19 protein-coding genes and 2 pseudogenes are annotated in these 26,940 nt (G+C 56.3%); 10 read left to right on the top strand and 11 right to left on the bottom strand.

Annotated elements, in window-relative coordinates:
• Positions 1-241: 241 nt before the first annotated feature.
• On the top strand, positions 242-583 hold the full coding sequence (locus tag AB2B48_RS10385) for a YejG family protein (protein ID WP_185666882.1): 342 nt from the start codon (positions 242-244) through the stop codon (positions 581-583).
• 3 nt (positions 584-586) lie between these two features.
• On the opposite strand, the gene yejF is transcribed toward AB2B48_RS10385, so the two are convergent.
• The 9 genes from yejF to AB2B48_RS10340 form a co-directional block, all read right to left on the bottom strand.
• Positions 587-2,176 (bottom strand): microcin C ABC transporter ATP-binding protein YejF, encoded by a 1,590-nt coding sequence (gene yejF / locus AB2B48_RS10380; protein WP_368301696.1) that lies wholly within the window; start codon positions 2,174-2,176, stop codon positions 587-589.
• 1 nt (position 2,177) lies between these two features.
• Positions 2,178-3,203, bottom strand: coding sequence for a microcin C ABC transporter permease (locus tag AB2B48_RS10375; RefSeq protein ID WP_185667034.1), 1,026 nt, complete (start codon positions 3,201-3,203; stop codon positions 2,178-2,180).
• Positions 3,203-4,294, bottom strand: coding sequence for a microcin C ABC transporter permease YejB (locus AB2B48_RS10370; RefSeq protein ID WP_185666884.1), 1,092 nt, complete (start codon positions 4,292-4,294; stop codon positions 3,203-3,205). The genes AB2B48_RS10375 and AB2B48_RS10370 overlap by 1 nt, the downstream gene beginning before the upstream one ends.
• Positions 4,295-4,303: 9 nt before the next feature.
• Complete coding sequence (locus AB2B48_RS10365) at positions 4,304-6,124, bottom strand: extracellular solute-binding protein (protein WP_368301950.1); 1,821 nt, start codon at positions 6,122-6,124, stop codon at positions 4,304-4,306.
• Between the two features lie 74 nt (positions 6,125-6,198).
• The gene (locus tag AB2B48_RS10360; protein ID WP_185666885.1) at positions 6,199-7,761 is read right to left on the bottom strand and encodes a cyclic di-GMP phosphodiesterase; all 1,563 of its coding nucleotides are present in this window, start codon (positions 7,759-7,761) and stop codon (positions 6,199-6,201) included.
• Between the two features lie 123 nt (positions 7,762-7,884).
• On the bottom strand, positions 7,885-8,457 hold the full coding sequence (gene mepS / locus AB2B48_RS10355; protein ID WP_185666886.1) for a bifunctional murein DD-endopeptidase/murein LD-carboxypeptidase: 573 nt from the start codon (positions 8,455-8,457) through the stop codon (positions 7,885-7,887).
• A gap of 418 nt (positions 8,458-8,875) precedes the next feature.
• Positions 8,876-9,592 carry a phosphatase PAP2 family protein gene (locus AB2B48_RS10350; RefSeq protein WP_368301695.1) on the bottom strand — a complete coding sequence of 239 codons (717 nt, stop codon included), beginning with the start codon at positions 9,590-9,592 and terminating at the stop codon, positions 8,876-8,878.
• Between the two features lie 44 nt (positions 9,593-9,636).
• Complete coding sequence (locus AB2B48_RS10345; RefSeq protein WP_368301694.1) at positions 9,637-10,614, bottom strand: CobW family GTP-binding protein; 978 nt, start codon at positions 10,612-10,614, stop codon at positions 9,637-9,639.
• Between the two features lie 124 nt (positions 10,615-10,738).
• Positions 10,739-12,205 (bottom strand): mannitol dehydrogenase family protein, encoded by a 1,467-nt coding sequence (locus tag AB2B48_RS10340; protein WP_368301693.1) that lies wholly within the window; start codon positions 12,203-12,205, stop codon positions 10,739-10,741.
• A gap of 205 nt (positions 12,206-12,410) precedes the next feature.
• Here AB2B48_RS10340 and uxuA point away from each other — a divergent pair, with 205 nt between their 5' ends.
• Complete coding sequence (gene uxuA, locus AB2B48_RS10335) at positions 12,411-13,601, top strand: mannonate dehydratase (protein WP_368301692.1); 1,191 nt, start codon at positions 12,411-12,413, stop codon at positions 13,599-13,601.
• Between the two features lie 106 nt (positions 13,602-13,707).
• Here the strand turns inward: uxuA and yeiP are convergent, their stop codons facing one another.
• Entirely contained in the window at positions 13,708-14,280 is a 573-nt protein-coding gene (gene yeiP, locus AB2B48_RS10330) for an elongation factor P-like protein YeiP (RefSeq protein WP_185666890.1), read from the bottom strand.
• A gap of 154 nt (positions 14,281-14,434) precedes the next feature.
• Here yeiP and AB2B48_RS10325 point away from each other — a divergent pair, with 154 nt between their 5' ends.
• On the top strand, positions 14,435-14,689 hold the full coding sequence (locus AB2B48_RS10325) for a YkgJ family cysteine cluster protein (protein ID WP_185667036.1): 255 nt from the start codon (positions 14,435-14,437) through the stop codon (positions 14,687-14,689).
• Here AB2B48_RS10325 and setB read toward each other — a convergent pair.
• Positions 14,686-15,867, bottom strand: a complete 1,182-nt coding sequence (gene setB, locus AB2B48_RS10320) for a sugar efflux transporter SetB (RefSeq protein ID WP_185666891.1) — start codon at positions 15,865-15,867, stop codon at positions 14,686-14,688. The genes AB2B48_RS10325 and setB overlap by 4 nt on opposite strands.
• A gap of 361 nt (positions 15,868-16,228) precedes the next feature.
• Between setB and fruB the strand changes: the two genes are divergently transcribed.
• From fruB to AB2B48_RS10285, 7 genes and pseudogenes are all read left to right on the top strand, one after another.
• Positions 16,229-17,359: a fused PTS fructose transporter subunit IIA/HPr protein gene (fruB, locus tag AB2B48_RS10315; RefSeq protein ID WP_333494497.1), complete on the top strand. Its 1,131-nt coding sequence runs from the start codon at positions 16,229-16,231 to the stop codon at positions 17,357-17,359.
• A complete protein-coding gene (fruK, locus tag AB2B48_RS10310; RefSeq protein WP_220440423.1) occupies positions 17,360-18,298 on the top strand; it encodes a 1-phosphofructokinase in 939 nt (312 codons plus the stop codon).
• Between the two features lie 15 nt (positions 18,299-18,313).
• Positions 18,314-20,002 (top strand): PTS fructose transporter subunit IIBC, encoded by a 1,689-nt coding sequence (fruA, locus tag AB2B48_RS10305; RefSeq protein WP_368301691.1) that lies wholly within the window; start codon positions 18,314-18,316, stop codon positions 20,000-20,002.
• 454 nt (positions 20,003-20,456) lie between these two features.
• Positions 20,457-20,900: a DcrB-related protein gene (locus tag AB2B48_RS10300; RefSeq protein ID WP_368301690.1), complete on the top strand. Its 444-nt coding sequence runs from the start codon at positions 20,457-20,459 to the stop codon at positions 20,898-20,900.
• A 21-nt stretch (positions 20,901-20,921) separates the two neighbouring features.
• Positions 20,922-24,641, top strand: a pseudogene (locus tag AB2B48_RS10295) (DUF6531 domain-containing protein); the annotation flags it as partial.
• A 435-nt stretch (positions 24,642-25,076) separates the two neighbouring features.
• The gene (locus AB2B48_RS10290; RefSeq protein WP_368301689.1) at positions 25,077-25,406 is read left to right on the top strand and encodes a hypothetical protein; all 330 of its coding nucleotides are present in this window, start codon (positions 25,077-25,079) and stop codon (positions 25,404-25,406) included.
• A gap of 95 nt (positions 25,407-25,501) precedes the next feature.
• Positions 25,502-26,830 (top strand): annotated as a pseudogene (locus AB2B48_RS10285) (fructose-specific PTS transporter subunit EIIC); the annotation flags it as partial.
• Positions 26,831-26,940 lie beyond the last annotated feature (110 nt).

Raw genomic sequence — 26,940 nt, 5'->3', positions numbered from 1 at the left:
TGTTTCTTTTATGTAAAATCCATTAATGTAAAAAGTCACATTGTTGTAGATAAAAAGGTTGCGTTAGATCACAGATACGGGTACATATAGCGCGAAAACGCATCATTACACCGAACTATGTCGTAAGAAGAATGTTGAATGCTGGCGTTTTTTTTCTGGATGCAGGACGATTTGTCAACAATGTGTTAATATGGATGTGAAATAATTGTGAAGCACTGTCGCTTCCGGGGAAAAGAACGTAATGACATTACAGCTATCAATCGTACATCGACTGCCGCAGGACTATCGTTGGTCTGCGGGTTTTGCAGGTTCGAAAGTTGAACCGATTCCGCAAAACGGCGCATCCGGCGAAAATGCGCTGGTGGCCCTTAAACTGTTGAGTCCGGACGGCGATAGCGCCTGGCCGGTGATGCATTCCCTGAGCCAGGCGTTAACCGATATCTCCGTCGACTGCTCGGTGCTCGAGTGTGAAGGGGAGCCGTGCCTGTTCGTGAAACGTCAGGATGAGTTTGCGGCGACCTGCCGCCTGAAAAATTTCGGCGTGGCAATTGCCGAACCGTTCTCCGGCAACAACCCGTTTTAACCGTCAGCTCAGTGCAATGAGCTGACGCGTATATTCCTGCTGCGGTGCTGAAAATACGCGCCGACACTCTCCCTGTTCGACGACTTCTCCCTGACGCAGTACCATCACCTGATGGCACAGCGAACGAACGACGTGCAGATCGTGGCTGATGAAGATGTAGGTCAGCTGATGCTTTTCCTGTAACGCTTTAAGCAGCGCCAGAATTTGTGCCTGAACGGTGCGATCGAGCGAGGACGTGGGTTCGTCCAGCACGATAAGCTCCGGCTGCAGGATGAGCGCCCGCGCGATGGCGATACGCTGTCGCTGGCCGCCGGAAAACTCAGACGGATAGCGCTGCCGGGTCTCTGGCTCCAAACCCACCTCCTGCATGGCTGCCATCACCCGCTGCTCGCGTTCTGCCGCGGTAAGGGCAGGGTGATGAACCCGTAGACCTTCTTCAATAATCTGTAGCGCGGTGAGCCGTGGGTTGAGCGACGAGTTAGGGTCCTGAAACACCACCTGAATCCGACGACGCAGCGGCAGCATTTGCTGACGGTTACGCCCCTGAATAGCCTCCCCGGCAAAACGAATATCGCCCTGCGAGGCGATTAAACGTAGCAGCGCCAACCCGGTGGTGCTCTTACCGGAACCGGACTCACCGACCAGCCCCAGCGTCTCCCCTTTGCGCAGCGTAAAGCTCAGGTTGTTGACCACTGTGTTGTGACTAACCACACGGCGCAGGATACCTTTGCGAATCGGGAAGGCCACGCTGAGCTTATTTACCTCCAGCAGCGGGGTAGCCTCCGGTGGTAAAGGCACCGGATCGCCCGCCGGTTCGCTGTCCAGCAGCTTACGGGTGTACGGATGCTGCGGCGCGGCAAAAAGCGCGCTCGCGCTGTTTTGCTCAACGCAGCGGCCATGCTGCATCACCGCCACGCGGTCAGCCAGCTTGCGTACGATGCTCAGGTTGTGGGTGATGAACAGCAGCCCCATATTCAGCTCGACGCGCAATTCCCTCAGCAACTGAAGAATTTGCGCCTGCACCGAAACGTCCAGCGCGGTCGTCGGTTCATCGGCAATCAATAATTCCGGACGCGTCAGCAGTGCCATGGCGATCATCACTCGCTGGCGCTCACCACCGGAAAGCTGGTGGGGGAAATCGCTCAACCGTTTTGCGGCGTTGCGAATGCCGACCCGGTCAAGGCAGTCGAGGATCTCGCCGCGCGCCGCCTCTTTGCGCATGCCCCGGTGCAGCGATAGCACTTCATAAAGCTGCTTTTCCAGATTGTGCAGCGGGTTCAGTGACACCATCGGTTCCTGAAAAATCATCGCAATACGGTTGCCGCGCACCCCGCGCAGCGTCTGCGGGCTGGCGTGCAGTAATGACTCCCCGGCAAAGCGGATATCGCCCGTTGGGTAGCTGACCGGCGGCTCTGGCAGCAGGCGCAGAATCGACAGCGCCGAGACGCTTTTCCCCGAGCCGGATTCCCCGACCAGCGCCAGCGTCTCTCCGGCGGCGAGCGTCAGTGAGAGCTGTTCAACCACGGTGGTGGTTACGCCCTGCTGGCGGAAGGCGATGGAGAGGTTATCGATCTCCAGAAGTGGTTGCTGCATCTTATACCGCCTTAGAAGGATCGAAGGCGTCGCGCACCGCCTCGCCGATAAAGATCAGCAGCGAGAGCAGTACGGCAACGCAGAGAAACGCGGCGATCCCAAGCCAGGGGGCCTGCAAATTATTTTTGCCCTGAAGCAGCAGTTCACCGAGCGACGGTGAACCGAGCGGCAGGCCAAAGCCCAGAAAGTCGAGCGAGGTCAGCGTAGTGATGGAGCTGCACAGGATAAACGGAATAAAGGTCAGGGTGGCGACCATCGCATTGGGCAGCATATGTCGCAGGATAATGCTGCGATCCCCGACGCCCAGCGCCTGCGCGGCGCGAATATAATCATAGTTGCGGGTCCGCAGGAATTCGGCGCGCACCACGCCGACCAGCGACATCCAGCCGAATAGCACGGTAATCGCCAGCAGCCACCAGAAGTTTGGCTGCACGACGCTTGAGAGCAGGATAATCAAAAACAGCGTCGGCATACCCGACCACACTTCGATAAAACGCTGCCCCCATAGGTCAATACGCCCGCCGTAGTAGCCCTGCACGGCGCCGACAATCACCCCCATTACGCTGGAGCAGACCGTCAGAATCAAGCCGAACAGCAGTGAGATGCGCGTACCGTAGAGAATACGCGCCAGCACATCACGGCCGTTAGCATCGGTACCCAGCCAGTTTTGCCGCGACGGCGGGGCTGGGAAGGGGATATCGGTGCTGAAGTTAATGCTGCTGGCGCCGAAGCGTATTGGCGTCCACAGCACCCAGCCATTTTTCTCCAGCCGCTGCTGCAGCCACGGGTCCTGATAATCGGCGGCGGTGGCGAACTCTCCGCCGAAGGTTTTTTCGCTGTAGTTTTTCACCACCGGGACGTACAGGCTGCCCTGATAGCTGACCAGCAGCGGGCGATCGTTGGCGATAAGCTCAGCGCCCAGGCTACAGACAAAGATAACCAGAAAGATCCACAGCGACCAGTAGCCGCGTCGGTTGTGGCAAAAACGCGCCCAGCGGGCCTGGTTGACGGCGTTCAGGGTCATGATTAGCGGCCCTCAAAATCAATGCGTGGGTCCACCAGCGTGTAGCTGATGTCGCTGACGATGTTCATCAGCAACCCTATCAGGGTGAAAATGTAGAGCGTGCCGAACATCACCGGATAATCGCGGGAGACGGTCGCTTCGTAGCCCAGCAGCCCCAGCCCGTTCAGGGAGAACATCACCTCGATCAGCAGCGAGCCGGTGAAGAACATGCTGATAAAGGTGGCGGGGAAGCCAGCAATAACCAGCAGCATGGCGTTACGGAAGATATGCTTCCAGAGGATTTGCTTTTCGCCGACCCCTTTTGCCCGCGCGGTGACCACGTACTGCTTGCGGATTTCGTCGAGAAATGAGTTTTTCGTCAGCATGGTGAGTGCGGCAAAGCCGCCGATCACCGTTGCCAGCACCGGCAGGGTAATGTGCCAAAGGTAGTCGGTGATTTTCTGATACCACGGCAGGGTGTCAAAGTTCGCTGAGACCAGCCCGCGCAGCGGGAAGATGTCGTAATAGCTGCCGCCGGCGAAGAAGACGATCAGTACGATGGCGAAGAGAAACGCCGGAATAGCGTAGCCGATAATAATGCCGGTGCTGCTCCAGATATCAAAGCGGCTGCCGTTGTACACCGCCTTACGAATGCCCAGCGGAATAGAGACCAGATAGATAATCAGCGTGCTCCAGAGCCCGAGCGAGATGGAGACCGGCAGGCTCTCTTTCATCAGTTGCATAACCGAGGCGTTGCGGAACAGGCTGTTGCCGAAATCAAAGCGCAGATAGTCGCCGAGCATCTTGAAGTAGCGTTCGTGCAGCGGTTTGTCGAAGCCGTAGCGATGGGTTATCTCGGCGATAACCTCTGGGTCAAGGCCGCGTCCGCCGCGGTACTGACTTTCCGCGATATTGCCAACGCCCGCCCGCGCCTGGCTACGTTCCAGCCCGCCGCCACCGCCGGGTAGCCCACCCTGATGGCCGAACTCTACCGCCGCAATCGCCTGGTCAACCGGGCCGCCGGGCGCTATCTGTACGATAAAAAAGTTGAGCGTGATGATTGCCCACAGGGTCGGGATAATCAGCAGCAGTCGGCGAATCAGATAGGCACCCATGTTCTCTCCTTAACGTCGGGAAGCGGGTAAGGTCGCCGCTTTATTCACGTCGTACCACCAGGTATCGAAGCCCGGCGCATCCGTGCCGGAGGCATAGAGCGGGTGGATGCTGGGATAAGAAAACTTATTCCAGTAGGCGGTTCGACTGCCGGACATATACCACATCGGCAGCATGTAATAGTTCCAGGTCAGTACCCGGTCGAGGGCGCGCCCGAGCGGCAGCAGCTTCTGCTTATTGCCCTGCCAGCGGATGATTTGGTTGATCAGACTGTCGATAGCCGGGCTTGCCACCCCAGGCGAGTTGTAGGAGGAGTTGATGTATTCCGACGACCAGGAGATTTGCAGATCTGAACTAGGCCACGGCATCGCCCGCCACAGGCGCGGCATCATGTCGTAGTCGCGCTTACGCATCCGGTTGGTGATTTGTGAGATATCGACCTGGCGGATATCCATTGTCACACCCAGACGCTGTAGATTGCGCTGGAAGGGCATCACCCACTGATCGTTGCCGCCGGAGGGCAGCAGCAGTTCAAAGCGCAGCGGCTGGCCGGTTTTTGCATTGACGCGCTGCTGACCTTTCAGCACCCAGCCGGCGTCGGTCAGCAGATTTCCCGCCTTCAGCAGGTTGTTGCGGTCAAAGCCGTGCCCGTCTGACGCGGCGGGCTGGTAGATGGAGGTGAATACTTCCGGTGGTAGCTCATTCTTGAGCGGAGCCAGCAGCGTGAGCTCGTCGGCATTCGGGTAGCCACGCGCGGCGTATTCGGTATTCTGGAAATAGCTGTCGGCACGGCTGTAGGCGTTGTAAAACAGCGCTTTATTCATCCATTCGAAATCAAACGCCATGCTGACTGCCTGACGCACGCGGCGGTCGTTGAATACCGGGCGCTGGATATTAAAAGCCAGCCAGCGGGTATCCTGCGCGGCGTTGTTCTTCTGTTCATCCTTAACGATGTAACCGCTGGCAAAGTTTTTGCCGATATAGCGCGTCGCCCAGTTTTTAGCGCTGCTCTCGGTGCGCACGTCATAGGCACCGGCCTTGAAAGCCTCAAACGCGACGTTGTCATCGAGGTAGTAGTCATAGCGGATGGTGTCGAAGTTCCAGCGGCCACGGTTTACCGGCAGGTCGGCGCCCCAGTAATCTTTCTCGCGCTGATAGACGATATATTGCCCCATCTTCCAGTCGCTGATGCGGTAAGGGCCGCTTGCCAGCGGCGGCGTGCTGAGCGGTTCACTGAGGTTATGATCTTTCCAGAACTTTTCCGGCAGAATCGGCAGGGTAAACAGGCTCAGCATATCTTCCTTGCCCGGTTTCGCCAGCTCAATGCGGACCGTCAACGGAGCGATAGCCTTGACGGTAGTGCCTTTGTAGACCAACCGGAACTGCGGCACGCCTTCGGTCATGAACTTGTTAAAGGTGAAGGCGACGTCGCGAGCGGTAATAGGACTGCCGTCGTGGAAGCGGGCGCGCGGGTTGATGGTCAACTCCACCCAGGAATAGTCATCGGCGTAGCGCGCCCGGTCGGCGACCAGCGGATAGTAGCTGCCCGGCTCGTCGTCGGAGGTGGTGAACAGCGCGTCGTACAGAGAGTCGGTGCGCACCGCGGCGTTTCCGCGCAGCGCAAAGCGGTTGAAGTTATCAAAGGTGCCAAGTGCGGCCAGCGTGACGCTCCCGCCTTTCGGGGCTGCAGGGTTAACGTAATCGAAGTGGTTGAAGTCGACGGCGTATTTAGGTTCGCCGATCACCGCAAACGCGTAGCTCTCTTTAATGGTCTGCGCCTGCAGGGACAGGCTGAACAGCATCAGCAGGGTCAAACAGACACGCGCTACGATCACGATAGGGCTACCCCGCATTGAAAAGTATTGATTGAAAACGTCTTTTATCCCTGAATCTTAAATGACCTTGCTTAACTTGTGAAATACTTTGCTGGCTTACGATATTCCACAATCAGCTGCTGCAGCGTGAGCGGGCGGCTTATCAGATAACCCTGAAGATAGTCGACGCCGTGATCGCGAAGCCAGCTTGCCTGTTCCTCCGTTTCCACCCCTTCGGCAACCGTCACCAGGTTCAGGCGATGCGTCAGGGTCAGCACCGCATCCAGCACCGGTGAGGTGATGGTCTCCCGACCGATAGCGTTGACAAAACCGCGGTCGATTTTCAGATAGTCGAGGGTGAAGCGTTCAAGGTAGATAAGCGCGCTGTGCCCGGTGCCAAAATCATCGATAGCCACTTCAATGCCTTCACCGCGCAGCCAGGTAAACAGGCTCATGGCCTTCTCCTGGTGCAGCATGTCGCGCTCGGTTATCTCCAGCACCAGCTGGAAGTAGTTTTGCGGTAGGCTGGCCGCCAGGTTGCGAATATCCTGCTGGAAGCTCTCGGCATGCAGGTGACCGGGCGCAATATTGATGCCGAGCTTGGCGCCCGGCGGCAGAAGATCTTTTAGCACCGGCGCATCGCGGGCGATCAGCTCAAACAGATGGTGGGTGAGGGGGACGATGAGATCCTGCGCTTCGGCATAGCTGATAAACGCATCCGGGGGAATATTCCCGGCGGTTGGGTGCGACCAGCGCATCAGCGCCTCTGCGCCGGTAATCTGGCGATTCTTCGCATCCACCACCGGCTGATAGACCACGTAGAACTGACGGTGTTTGATGGCAGAGAGGATCTCTTTTCCTGGACGCGATCGAATGGCCAGAATATAGAGGCACAGCAGGCCGCCGATCAGGCCACAGGTGAGCCCAAGCAGGATGGAATAGAGCGAGTTATCGCTGCTGAGCGCGTTGCTGTAGAGATAGACCTCCAGCGGCACATCGTTGATCTTCACGTGGCGAACGGCGGTATCGGTAATGTCGTCGACCGCAAGGGGCTTGCTGCTAAAGGTGGAGATGGCCGTCTTACCGTTAACCACCAGCGCGACGCCGTTATACGGGGTCTGCTTTGACGAGTAGAGCACCCAGGGCATCAGGTTGGCGTTAATCGAGGCGAAAACGCCGCGGTTCTCCAGCAGCGGGCTTTTTACCCACAGCACAAAGGCAGGGGTGGTTGGCATCATCGGCGTGCCGGGGACGATCCCCATCACGTGCGTTTTGCTGAGATCGAGATCCGGCACCAGATCCTTAAGCCCCAGCGACATCTCCCCGGTGGCCGATGAACAGTAGGCTATCTGATCTTTCACCAGCAAAAATGCCCGCACGTTCATGCTGAACGCAGCGCGTTCGGTGAGTTCCGACGACACGGCATGGCATGGATCCATGGTCAGCGGCTGCAGGGAATCCATCGTCACCAGGATCTGCCTGAAGTAGTTATTTAGGTAGTTTTGCAGGCTGGAGATAGTGTTATCAAACTGGACCGAGCGGCGGTGATGGAAAATAGAATACTGTGCCAGCCCGGCCGCGAGCGCAATCAGCAGGCCAGCGACAATACTGGTGAGGACGATTCGACGGTTAATCGATGAGTGGCGAGTGAACATGCAACTTCTCTATGCTACGGAACTCTAAAGAAAAGAATAATGATGAAGCATAAAAAAAGCACTGCCGGAGCAGTGCTTTTTTTATGCTTACCGTCAGCCAAGGGAAACTGACGGTAAACGACATTACGAACGACTCAGGACACGGCGTGCTTCGTTGTAACGTTTATTCCAGTACGGTTCATTCATGCTGGAAATCGTCACACCACTGCTGGTGGAAGCATGAACAAACTGGTTGTTGCCGATGTAGATGCCTACATGGCGACCGGTAGAGCCGGCGCGGAACAACACTAGATCACCGGTTCGAAGCTGATTGCGTTTAACGGATTTGCCCGTTTCCTGCTGCTCCCAGGTGGAGCGCGGCAGCTCTAAACCAAACTGTTCGCGGAAGGTACGCTGCACAAAGCTGGAGCAGTCGATACCGCGCTTGGTGTCGCCGCCCAGACGGTAACGGACACCTTTCCATCCTGCGTATTGATCCATCAGACGGGACTTCACGTCGAGGTTACGCACCATGGTTTCAAATTCATCCTGAGAGGCTTGCAGTGACGAGGCATCTTCGGTGCCCACTGCATGCGTCTCAGAATGCATGTTCTTAGCGGTGTTGCTGGTGTTACTACAGGCAGAAAGCAGAACCGCAACTGCTACTGCTGGAATCGCTCGCAAGATATATCTCAAAATCGGCTGAGATTTGACCATTTTCGTTGTTTTCCCTTGAAGTCCTTAACGATGGAGTCGTTATAAAAAATGCCAAACGCGTCTGAGACTAAATACACGCAATCAATGAGACAATTCTTTGAATTCATTTTTGTGGCTTAGCGCACAAAGTTTTATTTACGAACCAAATAATTGCTCTTTGAAACGACAAACGCGAATGAGATTACCTTAACGAAAGCGGCATTGCGAGCGCTTTTGCCCGATTTTTTATAAGAAATCGTGATACACAAAGTTAAAAATTGTGAATGGCCAAAATTGCGTCGCTGGTGAATGAAAAATGGGCAACTCATTCATTATCAAAATGAATGTTGTGACGGGAAGATGACAATAACGCGGCGGGATAAAAAAAAGAAAAAGAGGGCGAATACCCTCTTTCTGGAATATCAGATGAATTGGTTATTTATTGCGCCGATTTCGCTTTGGATAAATGGGGCAAATTTCGTTCAAAGAGACCGATCACATTATCGCTTAATGGCGTCATCAGCACCCACGGTACGCCAATCAGCACTGCGGTTAACGAACCGACGGCAATATCGGTAAACCAGTGTGCGCCGATCATCACGCGCGGGAAGGCGAAAACCACAAAAATAATCAGCGAAATAATGAACGCTTTCTGACCGAAATAGCGCCACATGAAGGTGGCGAATATCAGCAGCATCATTCCGTGGTCACCGGGGAAGCTGTCCCGCGAGCCGTCTTTGGTCGAGAAGTCGATAAAGTCGCTGACGCGGTGTACGCCCGGCACGGAGAGCGACGGGCTGCTACGGGTGACCGGCATCAGGTGCTGCGCCAGCTGGTTAATGATGACCGCCGACAGCAGCATCACCAGCCCCATCACCACGATTCGGCGACGGCCCTGGGTGGTTTCTTTTAGCCAGAAACTCAGCATCAGACAGCCCATTGCCAACAGCGAACAGCCGTCAAAGGCGCGATTATTAATAATGGCTAAGAACCAGGCGTAGCCCAAATTATCTGCGGTTAAACCCCGGTTAAAGAAGTGAAAAATGCCAAGGTCGGCCGCGGACCAGAATCCGTGATTTACCGGCAGGAACCAGGAGAGAAACAACGCCACGCCGGCGGCGTTGAGTAAAATAATCAGGGGATAACGTGTACGCATCTTAGTATTCATAGCAATTAGTCTCGGCGGAAACCTTAGCGGTTTCAACCTAAACGAAGTTTCAACAGCGCCGTTTGTAACGAATTCCAGTCGGTTTGCGCGTCGTTTATCAGCTCAATACGGCTATCCGGTGGCGCAACGTTCTGCGTTTCAATGTGCAGATCGGCGCCCTGGCGATTAATACGCACCAGCCCTTCAGGAATACGCATCACCGCTTTCAAACGAGTCACCGGAGAGAGACGCGCCCACTCCAGCAGGCCGATGGTGTCAAACACGGTATCGGCGTCAAAAATCCAGCCGCAGGCGTAATAGCCCTGACCCTCGTTGACGCTTCTGCGCCAACGCTGGTGCTCCGGCAGGCTTAACGCCGCGAGGCCTTTGTTTGACGGATGTGAGTGCGAGTGCGCCGCGCTGGCCTTGAGCGGCGCCGTGTTGCTGCGTGGCGTATCCAGTAGGGCATTATCGATGCTGCCCTGAGTGGCTTCTACCAGCTGGCGTTCAGCGCCGTGCTGCTGCCACCAGGCGGCCAGCGCTTGCTGGCTTTCGGCGGTGGCGCGGTCCGTTTTGTTGCTGACGATAATGTCTGCCGCCGCGAGCTGGTCGCGGAAGTTTTCATTGTTGGCGACCTTGTCGTCCAGCAACTGGCGAGGATCGATCACGCACAGCGTGGCACGCAGGTCGATCCACGGCTCGTAAACCGGGGCGGTAAGCAGGTCGAGGATCTGCTTGGGATGACCGAGGCCAGTAGGCTCAATCAGCAGACGATCCGGTTTGCCCTGGCGCAGCAGCGTGTTCAGGCCGACCTGCATCGGCAGGCCGTTAACGCAGCACATGCAGCCGCCGGGGATCTCTTTGAGCAACGCGCCGCTGTCGGCCAACAGGGCACCGTCGATGCCGACTTCGCCAAACTCATTGACCAGCACGGCCCATTTTTCGTCGGCAGGTTTATTGGCCAGCAGGTGCAGAATTGAGGTGGTTTTCCCGCTGCCGAGAAAGCCGGTGATCAGATTGGTTTTAGTCACGAAAACTCCGCACAGGACATAGTGATAGTGTTATCTGGATCACTTTATCCTGGCGAAGCGGCGTCGAAAAGAGAAGTGTTAAGGCGGGCTAATCTAAGGATAGCCCGCGAAATAGCAGAAAATGTTAACTATTGAGCGCGGTCAGCACCGCCTGGCGTGCGCCTTGTTGCACCAGATGCTGCCACGCCTGCTCGATAGCCTGAACAAACTGCGGGTTGGCTGGCAGGTCGCTGCCGAAAATTTCCTGCAGCGTGAGCAGCGCAGCAACCCGCTTCTCGTCGCTACTGTTCGCCACGATGCCGCGAATTTTCTCCGCCAGCGGGTCACGAACATCAATCGGCTGCCCGGCATCATCCACGCCGCTCACGTAGCGCATCCATCCGGCGACGGCCAGCGCCAGCAGCGGCCAGCGGCTGCCGTTCTGGAGATGAATACGAATGCCATCCAGCAGACGCTGCGGCAGCTTCTGGCTGCCGTCCATGGCGATTTGCCAGGTACGGTGCTGGAGCGCCGGGTTACTGAAGCGGTCGATCAGGCTATCGGCATACGCGCCGAGGTCTACACCGGTAATGCGTAGCGTGGGGGCCTGCTCGGCCATCATCAGATGACGCGCCGCCCGGCGGTAAGATTCGTCCTGCATGCAGTCGCTGATGTGCGCATAGCCCGCAAGATAGCCGAGATAGGCAAGGAACGAGTGGCTGCCGTTAAGCATACGCAGCTTCATCTCTTCCCACGGCAGGACGTCGCTGACCATCTGCGCCCCAACGCTGCCCCAATCAGGACGCCCGGCGACAAAGTTATCTTCTATAACCCATTGGATAAACGGTTCGCAGCTGATGGCACACGGATCTTCGACACCCAGCTCCTGGGTGATTTCTGCCAGCGACGCTTCGGTTGCGGCTGGGACGATACGGTCAACCATGGTGCCGGGGAAGCTGACATATTCCGCAATCCAGCTTGCCAACTCTGGATCCCGACGGGTTGCCATATCCAGCACCGCATTTTTAACCACATGACCGTTATCAGGAATGTTATCGCAGGAGAGGACGGTGAAGGCCGGAAGACCACGATCGCGACGGCGAGATAGGGCTTCGACCAGAATGCCCGGCGCGGAATGGGGCTCCGTGGGGGATGCAAGATCGTGGGCGATCCGCGGTTGGGTGAAATCGAGATGACCGGTCGCCGGATCGATGCAATAGCCTTTTTCGGTGATCGTCAGCGAGACAATCGCCACCTGCGGCTCACAGAATTTTTCGATAATCGCCGCCAGAGAATCAAGCTTTGCGTTCAGGCACTCGTGGACCGCGCCAATAATAATCGGCTGATTGCCCGCAGCGCTCTTCTCCATCACGGTAAACAGATGATCCTGCTGGCGGAGCTGGCTCATCAGCACGTCGCCGCTAAACAGGCTGATTTCACAAATCCCCCAGTCGCCGCCGTGCTGGTTCAATACCCGGTTGGTTAACAGCGCCTGATGGGCGCGGTGAAAAGCACCAAAACCGAAGTGCACAATCCGCGAACGTAGCTGTTGTCTATCATATTGAGGGCGCTGGACGCTGACGGGAAGGGCACTTGTGGCGATTGTATTCATTGTTCACACATCCGATTAACGATTAATTAACGTGTGCAGTGTAAAGTTATATGACAACAAATTGAATTGGTGTGCCGTATTTATCGCGTTAATGTGAGCTTGATCAATCAATCCCAGCGGATTTATTGACGGTTCTGAATAAACATGTATGGTAGTCGTCATTGAAGGTGATTTTATTGGTATAACAACTTTAGAGGGTGAGGCAATGGAACAAACCTGGCGTTGGTACGGCCCGAACGATCCGGTATCTCTTGATGATGTGCGTCAGGCTGGCGCGACGGGCGTCGTAACGGCATTGCACCACATTCCAAACGGTCAGGTATGGCCGGTTGAAGAAATTAAACAGCGTAAAGCGATGCTGGCTGAAAAAGGTCTGACCTGGTCCGTGGTTGAGAGTATCCCGGTTCACGAAGATATTAAGACTGGCTCCGGTGAGTACAAAACCTGGATTGCCAACTACCAGCAGAGCATCCGCAACCTGGCTGAATGTGGCATTGACACCGTCTGCTACAACTTCATGCCGATCCTTGACTGGACGCGTACCGACCTCGAGTACACTCTGAAAGATGGCTCTAAAGCGCTGCGCTTTGACCAGATCGCTTTCGCGGCGTTTGAACTGCACATCCTGAAGCGTGAAGGCGCGCAGGCGGATTACACCGCAGAAGAGCAGCGTCAGGCGCAGGAATACTTCAATGCAATGACCGAAGCGGAAGTCACCAAGCTGACCCGCAACATCATTGCTGGCCTGCCGGGTGCGGAAGAGGGTTACACCCTTGACCAGTTCCGTGCGCGTCTGGCGGAATACGACCACATCAGCAAAGAAAACCTGCGTGAAAACATGGCGGTGTTCCTGCGTGCTATCGTGCCGGTAGCGGAAGAAGTCGGCGTGCGCCTGGCGGTTCACCCGGACGATCCACCGCGTCCAATCCTCGGCCTGCCGCGTATCGTTTCTACCATCGAAGATATGCAGTGGCTGAAAGAGACCGTTGATAGCATCAACAACGGCTTCACCATGTGCACCGGTTCTTACGGCGTGCGTGCAGATAACGATCTGGTGAAAATGATCGAGACCTTCGGTGACCGTATTCACTTCACGCACCTGCGTTCTACCTGCCGTGAAGGAAACCCGAAAACCTTCCACGAAGCTGCGCACCTGCAGGGCGATGTGAACATGGTTGCGGTGGTTGATGCGATTCTGACCGAAGAGCAGCGTCGTAAGAAAGCGGGCGATCTGCGTCCTATCCCAATGCGTCCTGACCACGGTCACCAGATGCTGGATGACCTGAAGAAGAAAACCAACCCAGGCTATTCTGCGATTGGTCGTCTGAAAGGTCTGGCGGAAGTGCGCGGCGTTGAGCTGGCGCTGAAAATGACCAAGTTCCGCGATCTGCTGTAATTCGTCATTTTCTCAAAATAAAAAAGGGTAGCCATTTGGCTGCCCTTTTTGTTGGCCTATTTCCGTAGCCCGGCGTCGCGTTGCTCGGCCGGGCTACCAAAGACAGTTAGTCCGCGCGGCACATATAGCGTTTTTCTTCGATATGAACGCGAATTTTTTCGCCGGTGGTCAGGTATTCAGGAACCTGTACAACCAGACCGGTAGTCAGGGTTGCTGGCTTGGTACGGGAGCTGGCGGAAGCGCCTTTGATGCCCGGTGCCGTTTCCACGATTTCCAGATCGACCGTCTGCGGCAGTTCCAGCGCCAGAACCCGGCCATCCCACAGCAGAACCTGCATTTCCGGCATACCGCCTTCAGGAATGAACTGCAGCTCTTCAGCAATCTGATCGTGGGTGAAGATGTACGGGGTGTAATCTTCTTTATCCATGAACACGTATTCGTTGCCATCGATGTAGGAGAAGTCAACGAAGCGGCGGTTCAGGGTCACGGTATCAACCATGTCGTCGCCTTTAAAACGCTCTTCAACCTTCAGGCCGGTGCTGACATCGGAGAAACGCATTTTGTACAGCGTTGCTGCACCACGGGCGCTCGGTGACTGAATATCAATATTTTTTACAATCAGCAGCTTGCCGTTGTAATTCAGCACCATACCTTTTTTAATTTCGTTCGCTCTTGGCATTGCAATTATCCTGTGAACTAGGGTGTCAAAAATATCGCGTAAAAGTACTCGTGCCGGGCGTTTCAGGCAAGAGGATTTAAAGGCTTTTGCTATGGCTGCTCAAAAGGTGGTAATGTGCGCGCCACCACCTTATCCACACTACAGAGAACCCGCGATGGAATGTCGTCCGGACTGCGGGGCTTGCTGCACTGCACCTTCAATCTCCAGCCCCATTCCCGGCATGCCCAACGGCAAACCGGCTAACACGCCCTGCGTGCAGCTCGACGAACGCCAGCGGTGTAAAATCTTTGGCTCGCCGCTGCGCCCGAAGGTGTGCGCAGGGTTACAGCCCGCGCCTGAAATGTGCGGCGTCACCCGCGACGCGGCGATGACCTATCTGCTTCACCTCGAAGCGCTGACCGCGCCCTAAACGTCTTTAATCCGCACCAGGCAGCAAAGGGTGCCGACGCACAGCGCCAGCGCAATCCAGAACACGGTGTGGTAGTTCCAGATTTCCGCCACGACGCCCGCCAGCGAACCGGCGATGATCCAGCCGACGCGCGAGGTATTGGCGTACAGCGTGGTGGCTGAACCGGCTTGCCCCGGCATCAAATCCTGGAAGTACAGCATGCCTATCCCGCCGAGAATCCCGATATACACCGCGTTCAGCAACTGCATGGCCAGCAACAGCGTTGGGCTGCTGAAGGTCAGCATACCTATATAGAAGAATAGCCCAGCCACGGCGGCCAGGCGCATCAGGAAGCGCTTACCCAGGCGCTTGGCGAAGTAGCCCGCAATCAGCATCGTCGGGATCTCCAGCCCGGCGGCAGTGCCCATCATCACCCCGGCCAGCTTCTCCGGCAGATGCAGTTCATTAATGATGTACAGCGGCATATTGATGATATAGAGGCTGTTAGTGCCCCACATCAGGGTGCAGATAACAAACAGCAGCAGCGCATCCCGACGGTTGGTGCGCGGTGCCTGAATCGTACCGCTGGCCGCCGCTTTCTCCTTGCGCATGGTTGGCAAAAACAGCCAGACCATCGCGCCGCAGACCACAAACGCCACCGCAGCCGACAGATACATCACCGTAAAGCTAAAGCCCATGGCCAGTGCGTAGGCCAGCGGCGGGCCAATTACCCACGCCAGCGACACCTGCGCTCGCATAATCGAGCTGAACATTACCGCCTCGCGGCCGGTTTTATCGGCGTGCTCGCGGGCGAGGGCGAACATTTGCGGGTTGGCCGTGGAGCCAAAGCTGCTGAGGAAGACGCCGACAAACAGCAGAATAAAGTAGTTACGGTTCCAGGCGAACAGCACGCAGGCCAGCACGCCGAGCAGGCAGCAGACCACGATCAGATTTTTACGGTCGCCGCGTTTATCCGAGTAGCCCGCCAGAAATTGGCTGACCAGAATGCCGATAACGGCGCTGCCGGTGAAAAAGAAGCCCACCATCGCCGGGCGAACGTGTACTTCATTACTGAGGAACAGGCTCAGCGTTGGAGTCTGTAGTGCGCCGGCAATACCGGTTAAAAAGGCAACAATCAGAAAGGATGACGAGGTGAAATCAAACGATCGCCGTGGGGCGGCGGCGGTGCTGTTTTGCATGTTGTTTTATCGGTCGCTTTAGGAGAGGCGGGGAGTTTACGCCGCGACTCAGAAAATGAACAGTAACCTAAATCAAATTCGGCACGAAAAATTAAAAGGCCATTTCAAAATCCAGCTTACGTCTTGCTGAAGCCGTTGTTGGGTCGCCATCAGCGCGTCAGCAGATGTGGCGAGAATGCTAATGAAATGTGCTGTAGATCTAATTTATGCAATCAAATTGTCAGCAAAACTTGCAGGCTGATTAAGAAAGGCACAATATTATTGAAACGTTTCAGCGTCGTCTTCAGCACCTCACTCGCTAAGTACGACGATTTTTTCTCACCAAAGCTGAATCGATTCAATTCAGCGCGCGAGGGGAACCATGTTCCAGTTAACTGTTCAGGATATTCATCCCGGCCAGCAGGCCGCGAATAAAGAAGAGGCTATTCGGCAGGTTGCTGCGGCGCTCGTTAGCGCAGGCAACGTTGCTGACGGTTACGTTGCCGGCATGCTGGCGCGTGAGCAACAAACCTCCACTTTCCTTGGCAACGGCATTGCGATTCCGCACGGCACCACCGATACCCGCGATCAGGTGCTGAAAACCGGTGTTCAGGTTTATCAATTCCCGCAGGGCGTCACCTGGGGCGAAGGCCAGACGGCGTACGTCGCTATCGGTATCGCCGCCAGCTCCGATGAGCACCTCGGCCTGCTGCGTCAGCTGACGCATGTGCTGAGCGATGACGCGGTGGCTGAACAGCTGAAAACCGCCACCACCGCGGAAGAGCTGCGTGCGCTGCTGATGGGTGAAAAGCAGAGCGAAGCGCTGAAGCTTGATAACGACACGCTCTCGCTAGATGTGGTCGCCAGTGACCTGGTGACGCTGCAGGCGCTGAACGCCGCACGTCTGAAAGAAGCGGGCGCGGTAGATGCCAACTTTGTGGCGCGCGTGATTAACGAGCAGCCGCTGAACCTGGGCCAGGGTATCTGGCTGAACGACAGCGCGGAAGGCAACCTGCGCAGCGCTATCGCGGTAAGCCGCGCGGCAACGCCATTTACCGTCGGTGACGCTTCTGCTTCGCTGCTGATCTCCGTCGCCATGGCCGATGCTCAGCCGACCGCAGTGCTGAACCGCCTGGTCAATATTCTGCTGGACAACAAAGCTGAACGCCTGCTGAAAGCCGATGCCGCTACGCTGCTGGCGCTGCTGACCAGCGATGAAGCGTTGGCTGAAGACGTGCTGAATGAAGAATTCGTGGTGCGTAACGAACACGGTCTGCACGCCCGTCCGGGCACCGTGCTGGTGAACACCATCAAACAGTTTAACAGCGACATTACCGTCACCAACCTTGACGGCAGCGGTAAACCAGCCAACGGACGTAGCCTGATGAAGGTTGTCGCGCTGGGTGTCAAAAAAGGTCATCGCCTGCGCTTTACCGCACAGGGTGATGATGCTCGTCAGGCGCTGGACGCTATTGGCGAAGCCATTGCTTCAGGCCTCGGGGAGGGCGCATAAATGAGCAGAAGAGTAGCCACAATTACCTTAAACCCGGCCTATGATTTGGTAGGGTTCACGCCAGAAGTTGAGCGTGGCGAAGTGAACCTGGTGCGTACCACCGGGCTGCACGCGGCGGGTAAAGGCATTAACGTGGCCAAAGTGCTGAAGGACTTAGGCATCGACGTCACCGTAGGTGGTTTCCTGGGGAAAGACAACCAGGATGGTTTTCAGCAGCTGTTCAGCGAACTGGGCATTGCTAACCGTTTCCAGATCGTCCAGGGCCGTACCCGTATTAACGTTAAGCTGACGGAAAAAGATGGAGAAGTCACCGACTTCAACTTCTCTGGTTTTGAAGTTACCCCGTCCGACTGGGAGCGTTTCGTCAATGATTCCCTGAGCTGGCTGGGTCAGTTCGACATGGTGTGCGTGAGCGGCAGTCTGCCGGCGGGCGTGAGCCCTGAAGCGTTCACCGACTGGATGACGCGTCTGCGTAGCCAGTGTCCGTGCATTATTTTCGACAGCAGCCGTGAAGCGCTGGTTGCCGGGCTGAAAGCCGCGCCGTGGTTGGTGAAGCCAAACCGCCGCGAGCTGGAAATCTGGGCTGGTCGCAAGCTGCCTGAAATGAAAGATGTGATTGAAGCGGCCCACGCGCTGCGCGAGCAGGGTATTGCTCACGTGGTGATTTCGCTGGGTGCAGAAGGCGCGCTTTGGGTTAACGCCTCCGGCGAATGGATTGCCAAGCCGCCGTCAATGGAAGTGGTAAGCACCGTAGGGGCAGGGGATTCAATGGTCGGCGGTCTGATTTACGGCCTGCTGATGCGTGAATCCAGCGAGCATACCCTGCGTCTGGCGACCGCCGTTGCAGCGCTGGCGGTAAGCCAGAGCAACGTCGGGATCACCGACCGTACCCAGTTGGCCGCGATGATGGCGCGCGTCGACCTGAAACCTTTTAACTAACAGCGGGAGAGGCGTATGAAAACGCTGCTGATTATCGATGCCAAACTCGGACAGGCTCGCGCTTATATGGCGAAGACCCTGCTGGGTGCGGCGGCGCAGAAAGCGCGCCTGGAGTTCATTGATAACCCGAACGACGCCGACCTGGCGATCGTGCTGGGCACTGCTCTGCCAGCGGATACCGCGCTGGCTGGCAAACAGGTTTACCTTGGCGACATCAACCGTGCAGTCTCCCATCCGGAACTGTTCCTGAGCGAAGCCAAATCCCACGCCCTGCCTTACGAGGCTCCGGCGCAGGCGGAACCAACCGCCAAAGGTGCGGTAAAACGCATCGTGGCGGTCACCGCGTGCCCAACCGGCGTGGCGCACACCTTTATGGCGGCTGAAGCCATTGAAACCGAGGCTAAAAAACGTGGCCTGTGGGTGAAAGTGGAAACCCGTGGCTCCGTGGGCGCTGGTAACGCAATTACGCCAGAAGAAGTTGAGCAGGCGGATCTGGTTATCGTGGCGGCAGATATTGAAGTGGATCTGGCGAAATTTGCTGGTAAGCCGATGTATCGTACCACCACCGGCCTGGCGCTGAAGAAAACCGCGCAGGAACTGGACAAAGCAATGGTTGAGGCGAAGCCGTATCAGCCAGCTGGCCAGAGCAAATCCCCGGCGGATTCTGCGAAGAAAGAGAGCGGCGGCGGGGCGTATCGTCACCTGCTGACCGGTGTTTCTTATATGCTGCCAATGGTCGTGGCGGGCGGTCTGTGTATCGCCCTGTCCTTTGCCTTCGGTATCAAAGCGTTTGAAGTGAAAGGCACGCTGGCGGCGGCGCTGATGCAGATCGGCGGCGGTTCAGCCTTCGCGTTGATGGTGCCGGTGCTGGCAGGCTTTATCGCCTTCTCCATTGCTGACCGTCCTGGCCTGACCCCAGGTCTTATCGGCGGTATGCTGGCGGTGAGCGGTGGTTCTGGGTTTATCGGCGGTATCATTGCAGGCTTCCTGGCCGGTTACGTCGCGAAACTTATCAGCACCAAGCTGAAGCTACCGCCAAGCATGGAAGCGCTGAAGCCCATTCTGATCATCCCGCTGGTCTCCAGCCTGATTGTTGGCCTGGCGATGATCTACCTGATCGGCACTCCAGTTGCGGCGCTGCTGAACTGGCTGACCCACTGGCTGCAAACCATGGGTACCGCGAACGCCGTCCTGTTGGGTGCGATCCTCGGTGCGATGATGTGTACCGACATGGGTGGCCCGGTGAACAAAGCGGCATACGCGTTCGGCGTTGGTCTGCTGAGTACCCAAACCTACGCGCCGATGGCGGCGATTATGGCGGCCGGTATGGTTCCACCGCTGGCAATGGGTATTGCCACGCTGATTGCGCGTAAGAAATTCGATCAGGGTCAACGTGAAGGTGGTAAAGCGGCGCTGGTTCTTGGCCTGTGCTTTATCTCCGAAGGGGCGATTCCATTCGCAGCTCGTGACCCAATGCGCGTCCTGCCTTGCTGTATCGTCGGCGGTGCTGTTACCGGTGCTATTTCGATGGCGGTTGGTGCAAAACTGATGGCACCACACGGTGGTCTGTTCGTCCTGCTGATCCCTGGCGCTATCACGCCGGTAGTGGGTTATCTGGTGGCGATTATCGTGGGTACGCTGGTTGCTGGCCTCTCTTACGCGGTGTTGAAACGCCCGGAAAGTGGGGTTGCTGCGAAAGCGTAACCGTAGTGCAAATCTGAACGATATATAATCCGGGAACGCTAGCGCGTTTCCGGATTTTTTTTGTCCCTTATTTCAGTAATGACGATATCCATTATTTTATTAAATTTAAATGAATAGATGTATCACCAATAGTTATTAACTAATTGAAATTACGGTATTTTTATTTGGTGTTGATGACATAACAGGATACTTGTCACATTTCTACGGTTCGATTTCTCTTCTAATACTTCCGTTCTGATTTTAAACAGCAAAAGGGCTTTGCATGAGCGGAAAACCAGTGGTCCGGATGTAAAAATCTGCAGATATCGACTTATCGTTACGCTATGAGGAAACCATCTTCATCGATGATTGGTAAAGGCATTGATATGAACCCGGATGGCGGCACAGCGATAGCAGTCGATGATATTGCGCCTTTCCCCGCGCCGGAAAGTGCTGAATAAGAAAAGGAATTCTCATGACCCGAGCATACCGTATACAGGAAGGGCACTTTACCCTGCCGGAGAGCTTTATCGATCGCAGCGTTAATATTTTCGTCTCTGAGAGCAATGAACGGGCATCGCCCGGTATGAATATTTCCCGCGATACGCTCAAACCCGATGAAGACCTGGCCAGCTATATTGATCGCCAGATTGTACTGATGAAAAAAAACCTCGGTCAGTATCGGTTATTGTCGCGAACGCCGGTACAGGCAGGAACGGGCAACGACGCCCTTACGGGGGAACAAATTGCCGCCACGCATAAATCCGGGAAAACCGAAGCGTATCAGCGTCAGGCCGGGTTTATTGTCGCCCCTGGCAGAGTGCTGGTATTCACGCTGACCAGTCCCCGCCCTTTTGATGAAAAAACGGAACGGCTCTGGAACGTCTGGCTGGCGGGTTTTCAGCCGGATAAACGCTAACCGCCACACGGAGGTGTGACCATGTATGAAGCTGCCCGTGTGGATGATCCCATCTACCACACCAGTGCGCTCGCTGGGTTTCTTATCGGCGCCCTCATTGGCATTGCCATTATCGCGTTTATCGCTTTTGCTTCTGTTTCCTGCGGTTTTTTTGCCGGGTTTTTTCTGGGGCTTATGAGCGGCCAGATAGCTTCCGGGGTGCTGCAACTGGGCGAGGCCATCGGGCGCTCAATCCGCCACACGGCGGGAAAAATTCTGACCGGCTCGGAAAATGTCAGCATCAACAGTCGCCCGGCGGCGCGTGCGGTACTGAGTACGGTAAAATGCGATGACCACATCGCGGAAAAGCGTATCGCCCAGGGATCGGGAAATATCTACATTAACAGCCAGCCCGCCGCCCGCAAGGACGATCATACCGAATGTGATGCGGTGATTGACGATGGCTCGCCGGATGTGTTTCTTGGCGGCGGCACACAGACGGTGCTGGAAATCAGTTCTGAAATTCCGGACTGGCTGCGCAGCGTGGTGGATGTGCTGTTTGTGGTGGCTGGCCTGCTCGGCGGGCTGTCGGGCTCGTGGGCGAGGGCGGGATCATTCGGCATGAAGTGCGCCGCCAGGTTCATCGGCGGGGAGCTGGTGGGAATAGGCGTCAGTGAGGCCATCAGCGGGATGTTCGGCAATCCGGTGGATGTGACCACCGGGCAGAAAATTCTGCTGCCGGAAACGGACTTCACCCTGCCTGGCCGCCTGCCGATCGCCTGCTCGCGGTTTTATGCCAGCCATCTGGAGACGGCGGGGTTGCTGGGGCGGGGCTGGCGGCTGAACTGGGAAATCAGCCTGCGGGAAGATGATGAACATATCACCCTGATTGGGGCTCAGGGGCGGGAGCTGAGTTACCTGAAAACGATGCTGGCGCCCGGCCACCAGATATTTGACCCGGAAGAACAGTTATACCTCAGCCGCCTGCATGACGGGCGTTACGTGCTGCATTACAGCGACCGCAGCTATTACGTGTTTGGGGATGTCGACCGCGACGGTATGGCTCACCTGCTGTTTATGGAAACGCCGCACCGGCAGCGCATTGTCTTCGGGCGTGAGGAGGGCCGGCTGGTCCGGGTGGCGTCCAGCAGCGGGCATCACCTGTTGCTGCACCGCACGCAGACCCCCGGCGGGGAACGAGTATCGCGTATTGAACAGGTGCAGGGGGGCACCCGGGGTAACCTGGTGGAGTACCGCTACGATGATAACGGGCAGCTGTGCAGTGTGATAAACCGCGCGGGGACAGCGGTGCGGCAGTTTGCTTATGAAAACGGACTGATGACGTCGCACAGCAACGCGGCGGGGTTCACCTGCCGCTACCGCTGGGAAACGGTCGGGGGTGTGCCGCGCGTGGTGGCACACGATACCAGCGACGGGGAGCATTACCGTTTCGACTACGACTTTGCCGCAGGCTGCGCCACCGTCACCGGCAGGCAGGGTGCACAATGGCAGTGGTGGTTCGACAGGGAGACGTACATCACCGCGCACCGGACGCCGGGGGGCGGGATGTACCGCTTCACGTATAATGAAGACCATTTCCCGGTGACTATCGAACTGCCGGGCGGGCGTATCGTGGCGTATGAATACGATACCCAGAACCGGGTGGTGAAGACGACGGACCCGGAAGGCCGGATGACGCAGACGCAGTGGAACGGCGAGTTCGATGAAATCACGCGTACGGCGCTGGATGACGCTATCTGGAAAACGCAGTATAACGCCCACGGCCAGCCGGTGCAGGAGACGGACCCGGAAGGGCGGGTGACGCAGTATGCTTACGATGAACGGGGTCTGATGCGCAGCCGGATGGATGCGGCGGGCGGCACGGTGGTGACGGCATTCGACGACCGGGGGCAGATAACGCGATATACCGACTGCTCAGGGCGCAGCACCGACTATCAATACAATGAGGACGGCCATCTGACGCGGGTGACGGACGCGGAGGGAAAAGCGGTACGCATCAGCTATAACCGGCAGGGGCTGCCGGAGACGGTGAATCATCCGGGGCAACAGCAGGACCGTTACACCTGGAATGCGCTGGGGCTGATGAGCAGTCGCCGTCGCCTCACGGGGTGCGTGGAGAGCTGGCGGTATACGTCGCGGGGGCTGCTGGCGGCGCACACCGATGAAGAGAAGCGTGAGACACGCTGGGAGTACACGCCGGAAGGGCGGATAGTCGGGCTGACCAACGGTAACGGGGCGCAGTACCGCTTTGCCCACGATGCGGACGGCAGGCTGGTGCGGGAAGTGCGCCCGGATGGGCTGAGCCGCTGCTTCATCCTGAACGCCAGCGGTTTTCTGGCGGCGATACAGACCGTGGGGACGCAGGGCGGGGTGCGCCTGGAAACGCAGCAGCGCGACGCGCTGGGCCGACTGCTGCAGACGGAGAATGAGCACAGCCAGCGGACGTTCAGCTATAACCGGCTAGACCAGATAACGGAGGTCACGCTGACGCCGACGGAGTCGGGTGAGCAACAGCACGGTATGCAGGCAGATACGGTGCGTTTTGAATACGACCGCGGCGGCTGGCTGACGGCGGAGCATGCAGGACACGGCAGTCTGCGGTATCAGCGTGATGCGCTGGGGAACCCGGTAACCCTGACGCTGCCGGACGGTCAGACGCTCAGCCACCTGTACTACGGGAGCGGGCATCTGTTACAGACGGTGCTGGACGGTATCACGGTGAGCGAGTATGAGCGCGACAGCCTGCACCGTCAGGTGATGCGCACGCAGGGGCAACTGGCGACCTTCAGCGGCTATAACGAGGACGGTCTGCTGAGCTGGCAGCGCAGCCGGGCCTCCGGTGCCAAACCTTCTCTTCCCGGCCAGCGGCCATCGCGACAGGGGTGCGTGACGTCAAGGGACTATTACTGGAACCACCACGGCGAGATTGGCACGATTGACGACAGACTGCGCGGCAGCCTGGTGTACAGCTATGACGGCAGCGGTTACCTGACGGGGCGTTCGGGTCAGATGTATGACCACGACCACTATTATTACGATAAAGCGGGTAACCTGCGGGATAACGAACGGCAGGGCGCGGTGATGAGCAACCGTCTGCCGGGCTATGGCCGCGACCGTTACGGCTATAACGAGTGGGGTGAACTGACCACACGGCGGGGGCAGGAACTGGAGTGGAACGCGCAGGGGCAACTGACGCGGGTTATCAGCAGCAACACGGAGACGCGCTACGGTTACGATGCGCTGGGGAGACGAACCCGTAAGGTGACGTATACGCGGCACACGGGCTATGCGTACAAGGAGCAAAGCCGCAGAGAGTTTGTGTGGGAGGGGTTCAGGCTGTTGCAGGAGAGTGAGGCGCAGGGATGGCGGACTTACCTTTATGATGCGGAACAGCCGTACACGCCGGTGGCGTGCGTGACGGGAAAAGGAGAGGGCAGGAAGGTATGGTATTACCACACGGACGTCGCGGGCACACCGCAGGAGGTGACAGCGGGTGACGGTAGTCTGGTGTGGGCGGGTTATATAAAGGGTTTTGGCGAGAATGCAGGGGATATCAGCAACAGCGGAGCGTACTTTCACCAGCCGCTACGGCTGGCGGGGCAGTATTTTGACGATGAGACGGGGCTGCATTACAATCTGTTCAGGTATTATGCGCCGGAGTGTGGGCGGTTTGTCAGTCAGGACCCGATAGGGCTGAGGGGTGGGTTTAATCTCTACGCTTATGCGCCGAATCCATTAAGCTAGATCGATCCGCTGGGATTAAGTTGTTCTTTCAATTCTAAGTCTAATCGCTGGCATGATAGCGAGACAGGGCGTTTTACTAAACGACCAACCGATCCTTCTGAATTAGTCAATAATGGTAGAATTAATAAATCTGATATTGATGTCTGGGCAAGCCAAGGCGGTATTCCTAACACATGGGGACACGATCCAGCAAAATTTCCTAGTGGCGGATTTAAATATGATGTAGGTAGTTATACTGTACATGGTCATGGCGCTAATCCATCAGCAGTAGCCAAATTCCCTAACTCCAATGCTGCAAATGGCCCAACAGCAAGTATGAAAAATACTTCAACTGGGGAGGTCTTTAGAACTGATGGTACATGGGGAACGTTTAAATCAGCTCCTAATAGTGCCCATATTCCTCTTGATGGCTCATCTTATTGAGGTATAAATATGAAATTACAAGAAATAAAAGATAAAGTTTTGTCTCTTCCTTCGGTAATGGATATATCGGATGAACTATTGATAATTGAATTTTTAATGAGTGTTGAATCTAATGACTTAACCAAAAACACAGGTGCTTTTAACTCTATAATAATCTTATTAGAGTTGTCACATACTGATTCTGGTTTTATAGAATTGACAGAGGAAAATGAGAGTGTATTTATTGGGTTTTATCATTGGTTGCAGAAAATAAATAATGAGTTTGGTTTGGGATTGAATAAAAATACTATAGATAGTTTTAGTTTGACCGTTGAAGATATTAAAAAACTAATGCCATAAATAGCAAAAGCCGGAAAGATCCTCAAATCTTCCCGGCTTTTTATTGTTCAATCCACTAAATGAGTACATCCTTAATCCCCTGTTTAACCTGATAAACTCCGACGGAGTCGGGTGAGCAACAGCACGGTATGCAGGCGGATACGGTGTGTTTTGAATACGACCGCAGCGGCTGGCTGACGGCGGAGCATGCAGGACACGGCAGTCTGCGGTATCAGCGTGATGCACTGGGGAACCCGATAACCCTGACGCTGCCGGACGGTCAGACGCTCAGTCACCTGTACTACGGGAGCGGGCATCTGCTACAGACGGTGCTGGACGGTATCACGGTGAGCGAGTATGAGCGCGACAGCCTGCACCGTCAGGTGATGCGCACGCAGGGGCAGCTGGCGACCTTCAGCGGCTATAACGAGGACGGGCTGCTGAGCTGGCAGCGCAGTCTGACAACGGCATCCGGCACCGGCAGTGACCTTGCTCCTCCCGGTCATCGGCCATCGCGGCAGGACTGTGTGACGTCAAGAGACTATTACTGGAACCACCACGGCGAGATTGGCACGATTGACGACAGACTGCGCGGCAGCCTGGTGTACAGCTATGACGGCAGCGGTTACCTGACGGGGCGTTCGGGTCAGATGTATGACCACGACCATTATTATTACGATAAAGCGGGTAACCTGCGGGATAACGAACGGCAGGGCGCGGTGATGAGCAACCGTCTGCCGGGCTATGGCCGCGACCGTTACGGCTATAACGAGTGGGGCGAACTGACCACACGGCGGGGGCAGGAACTGGAGTGGAACGCGCAGGGGCAGCTGACGCGGGTTATCAGCAGCAACACGGAGACGCGCTACGGTTACGATGCGCTGGGGAGACGAACCCGGAAGGTGACGTATACGCGGCACACGGGCTATGCGTACAAGGAACAAAGCCGCAGGGAGTTTGTGTGGGAGGGGTTCAGGCTGTTGCAGGAGAGTGAGGCGCAGGGATGGCGGACTTACCTTGATGATGCGGAACAGCCGTACACGCCAATGGCAGCGATTATGGCGGCCGGTATGGTTCCACCGCTGGCAATGGGTATTGCCACGCTGATTGCGCGTAAGAAATTCGATCAGGGTCAACGTGAAGGTGGTAAAGCGGCGCTGGTTCTTGGCCTGTGCTTTATCTCCGAAGGGGCGATTCCGTTCGCGGCTCGTGACCCAATGCGCGTCCTGCCTTGCTGTATCGTCGGCGGTGCCGTTACCGGTGCTATTTCGATGGCGGTTGGCGCGAAACTGATGGCACCACACGGTGGTCTGTTCGTCCTGCTGATCCCTGGCGCTATCACGCCGGTACTGGGTTATCTGGTGGCGATTATCGTGGGTACGCTGGTTGCTGGCCTCTCTTACGCGGTGTTGAAACGCCCGGAAGTCGTCGCTAAACAGGCATAAGTTTACCTTTATTCGGAAAGGGCAGAGCGATCTCTGCCCTTTTTTATTTTTCAAATTTGTGTCCTGCCTTTCAATTTTTCCCTCGCTTTCAGTCATCCACAATAAAAATC

The organism is Kluyvera sichuanensis, assembly GCF_040930405.1.
GTDB lineage: Bacteria > Pseudomonadota > Gammaproteobacteria > Enterobacterales > Enterobacteriaceae > Kluyvera > Kluyvera sichuanensis.
This window is presented reverse-complemented; position numbering and strand designations above follow the sequence as displayed.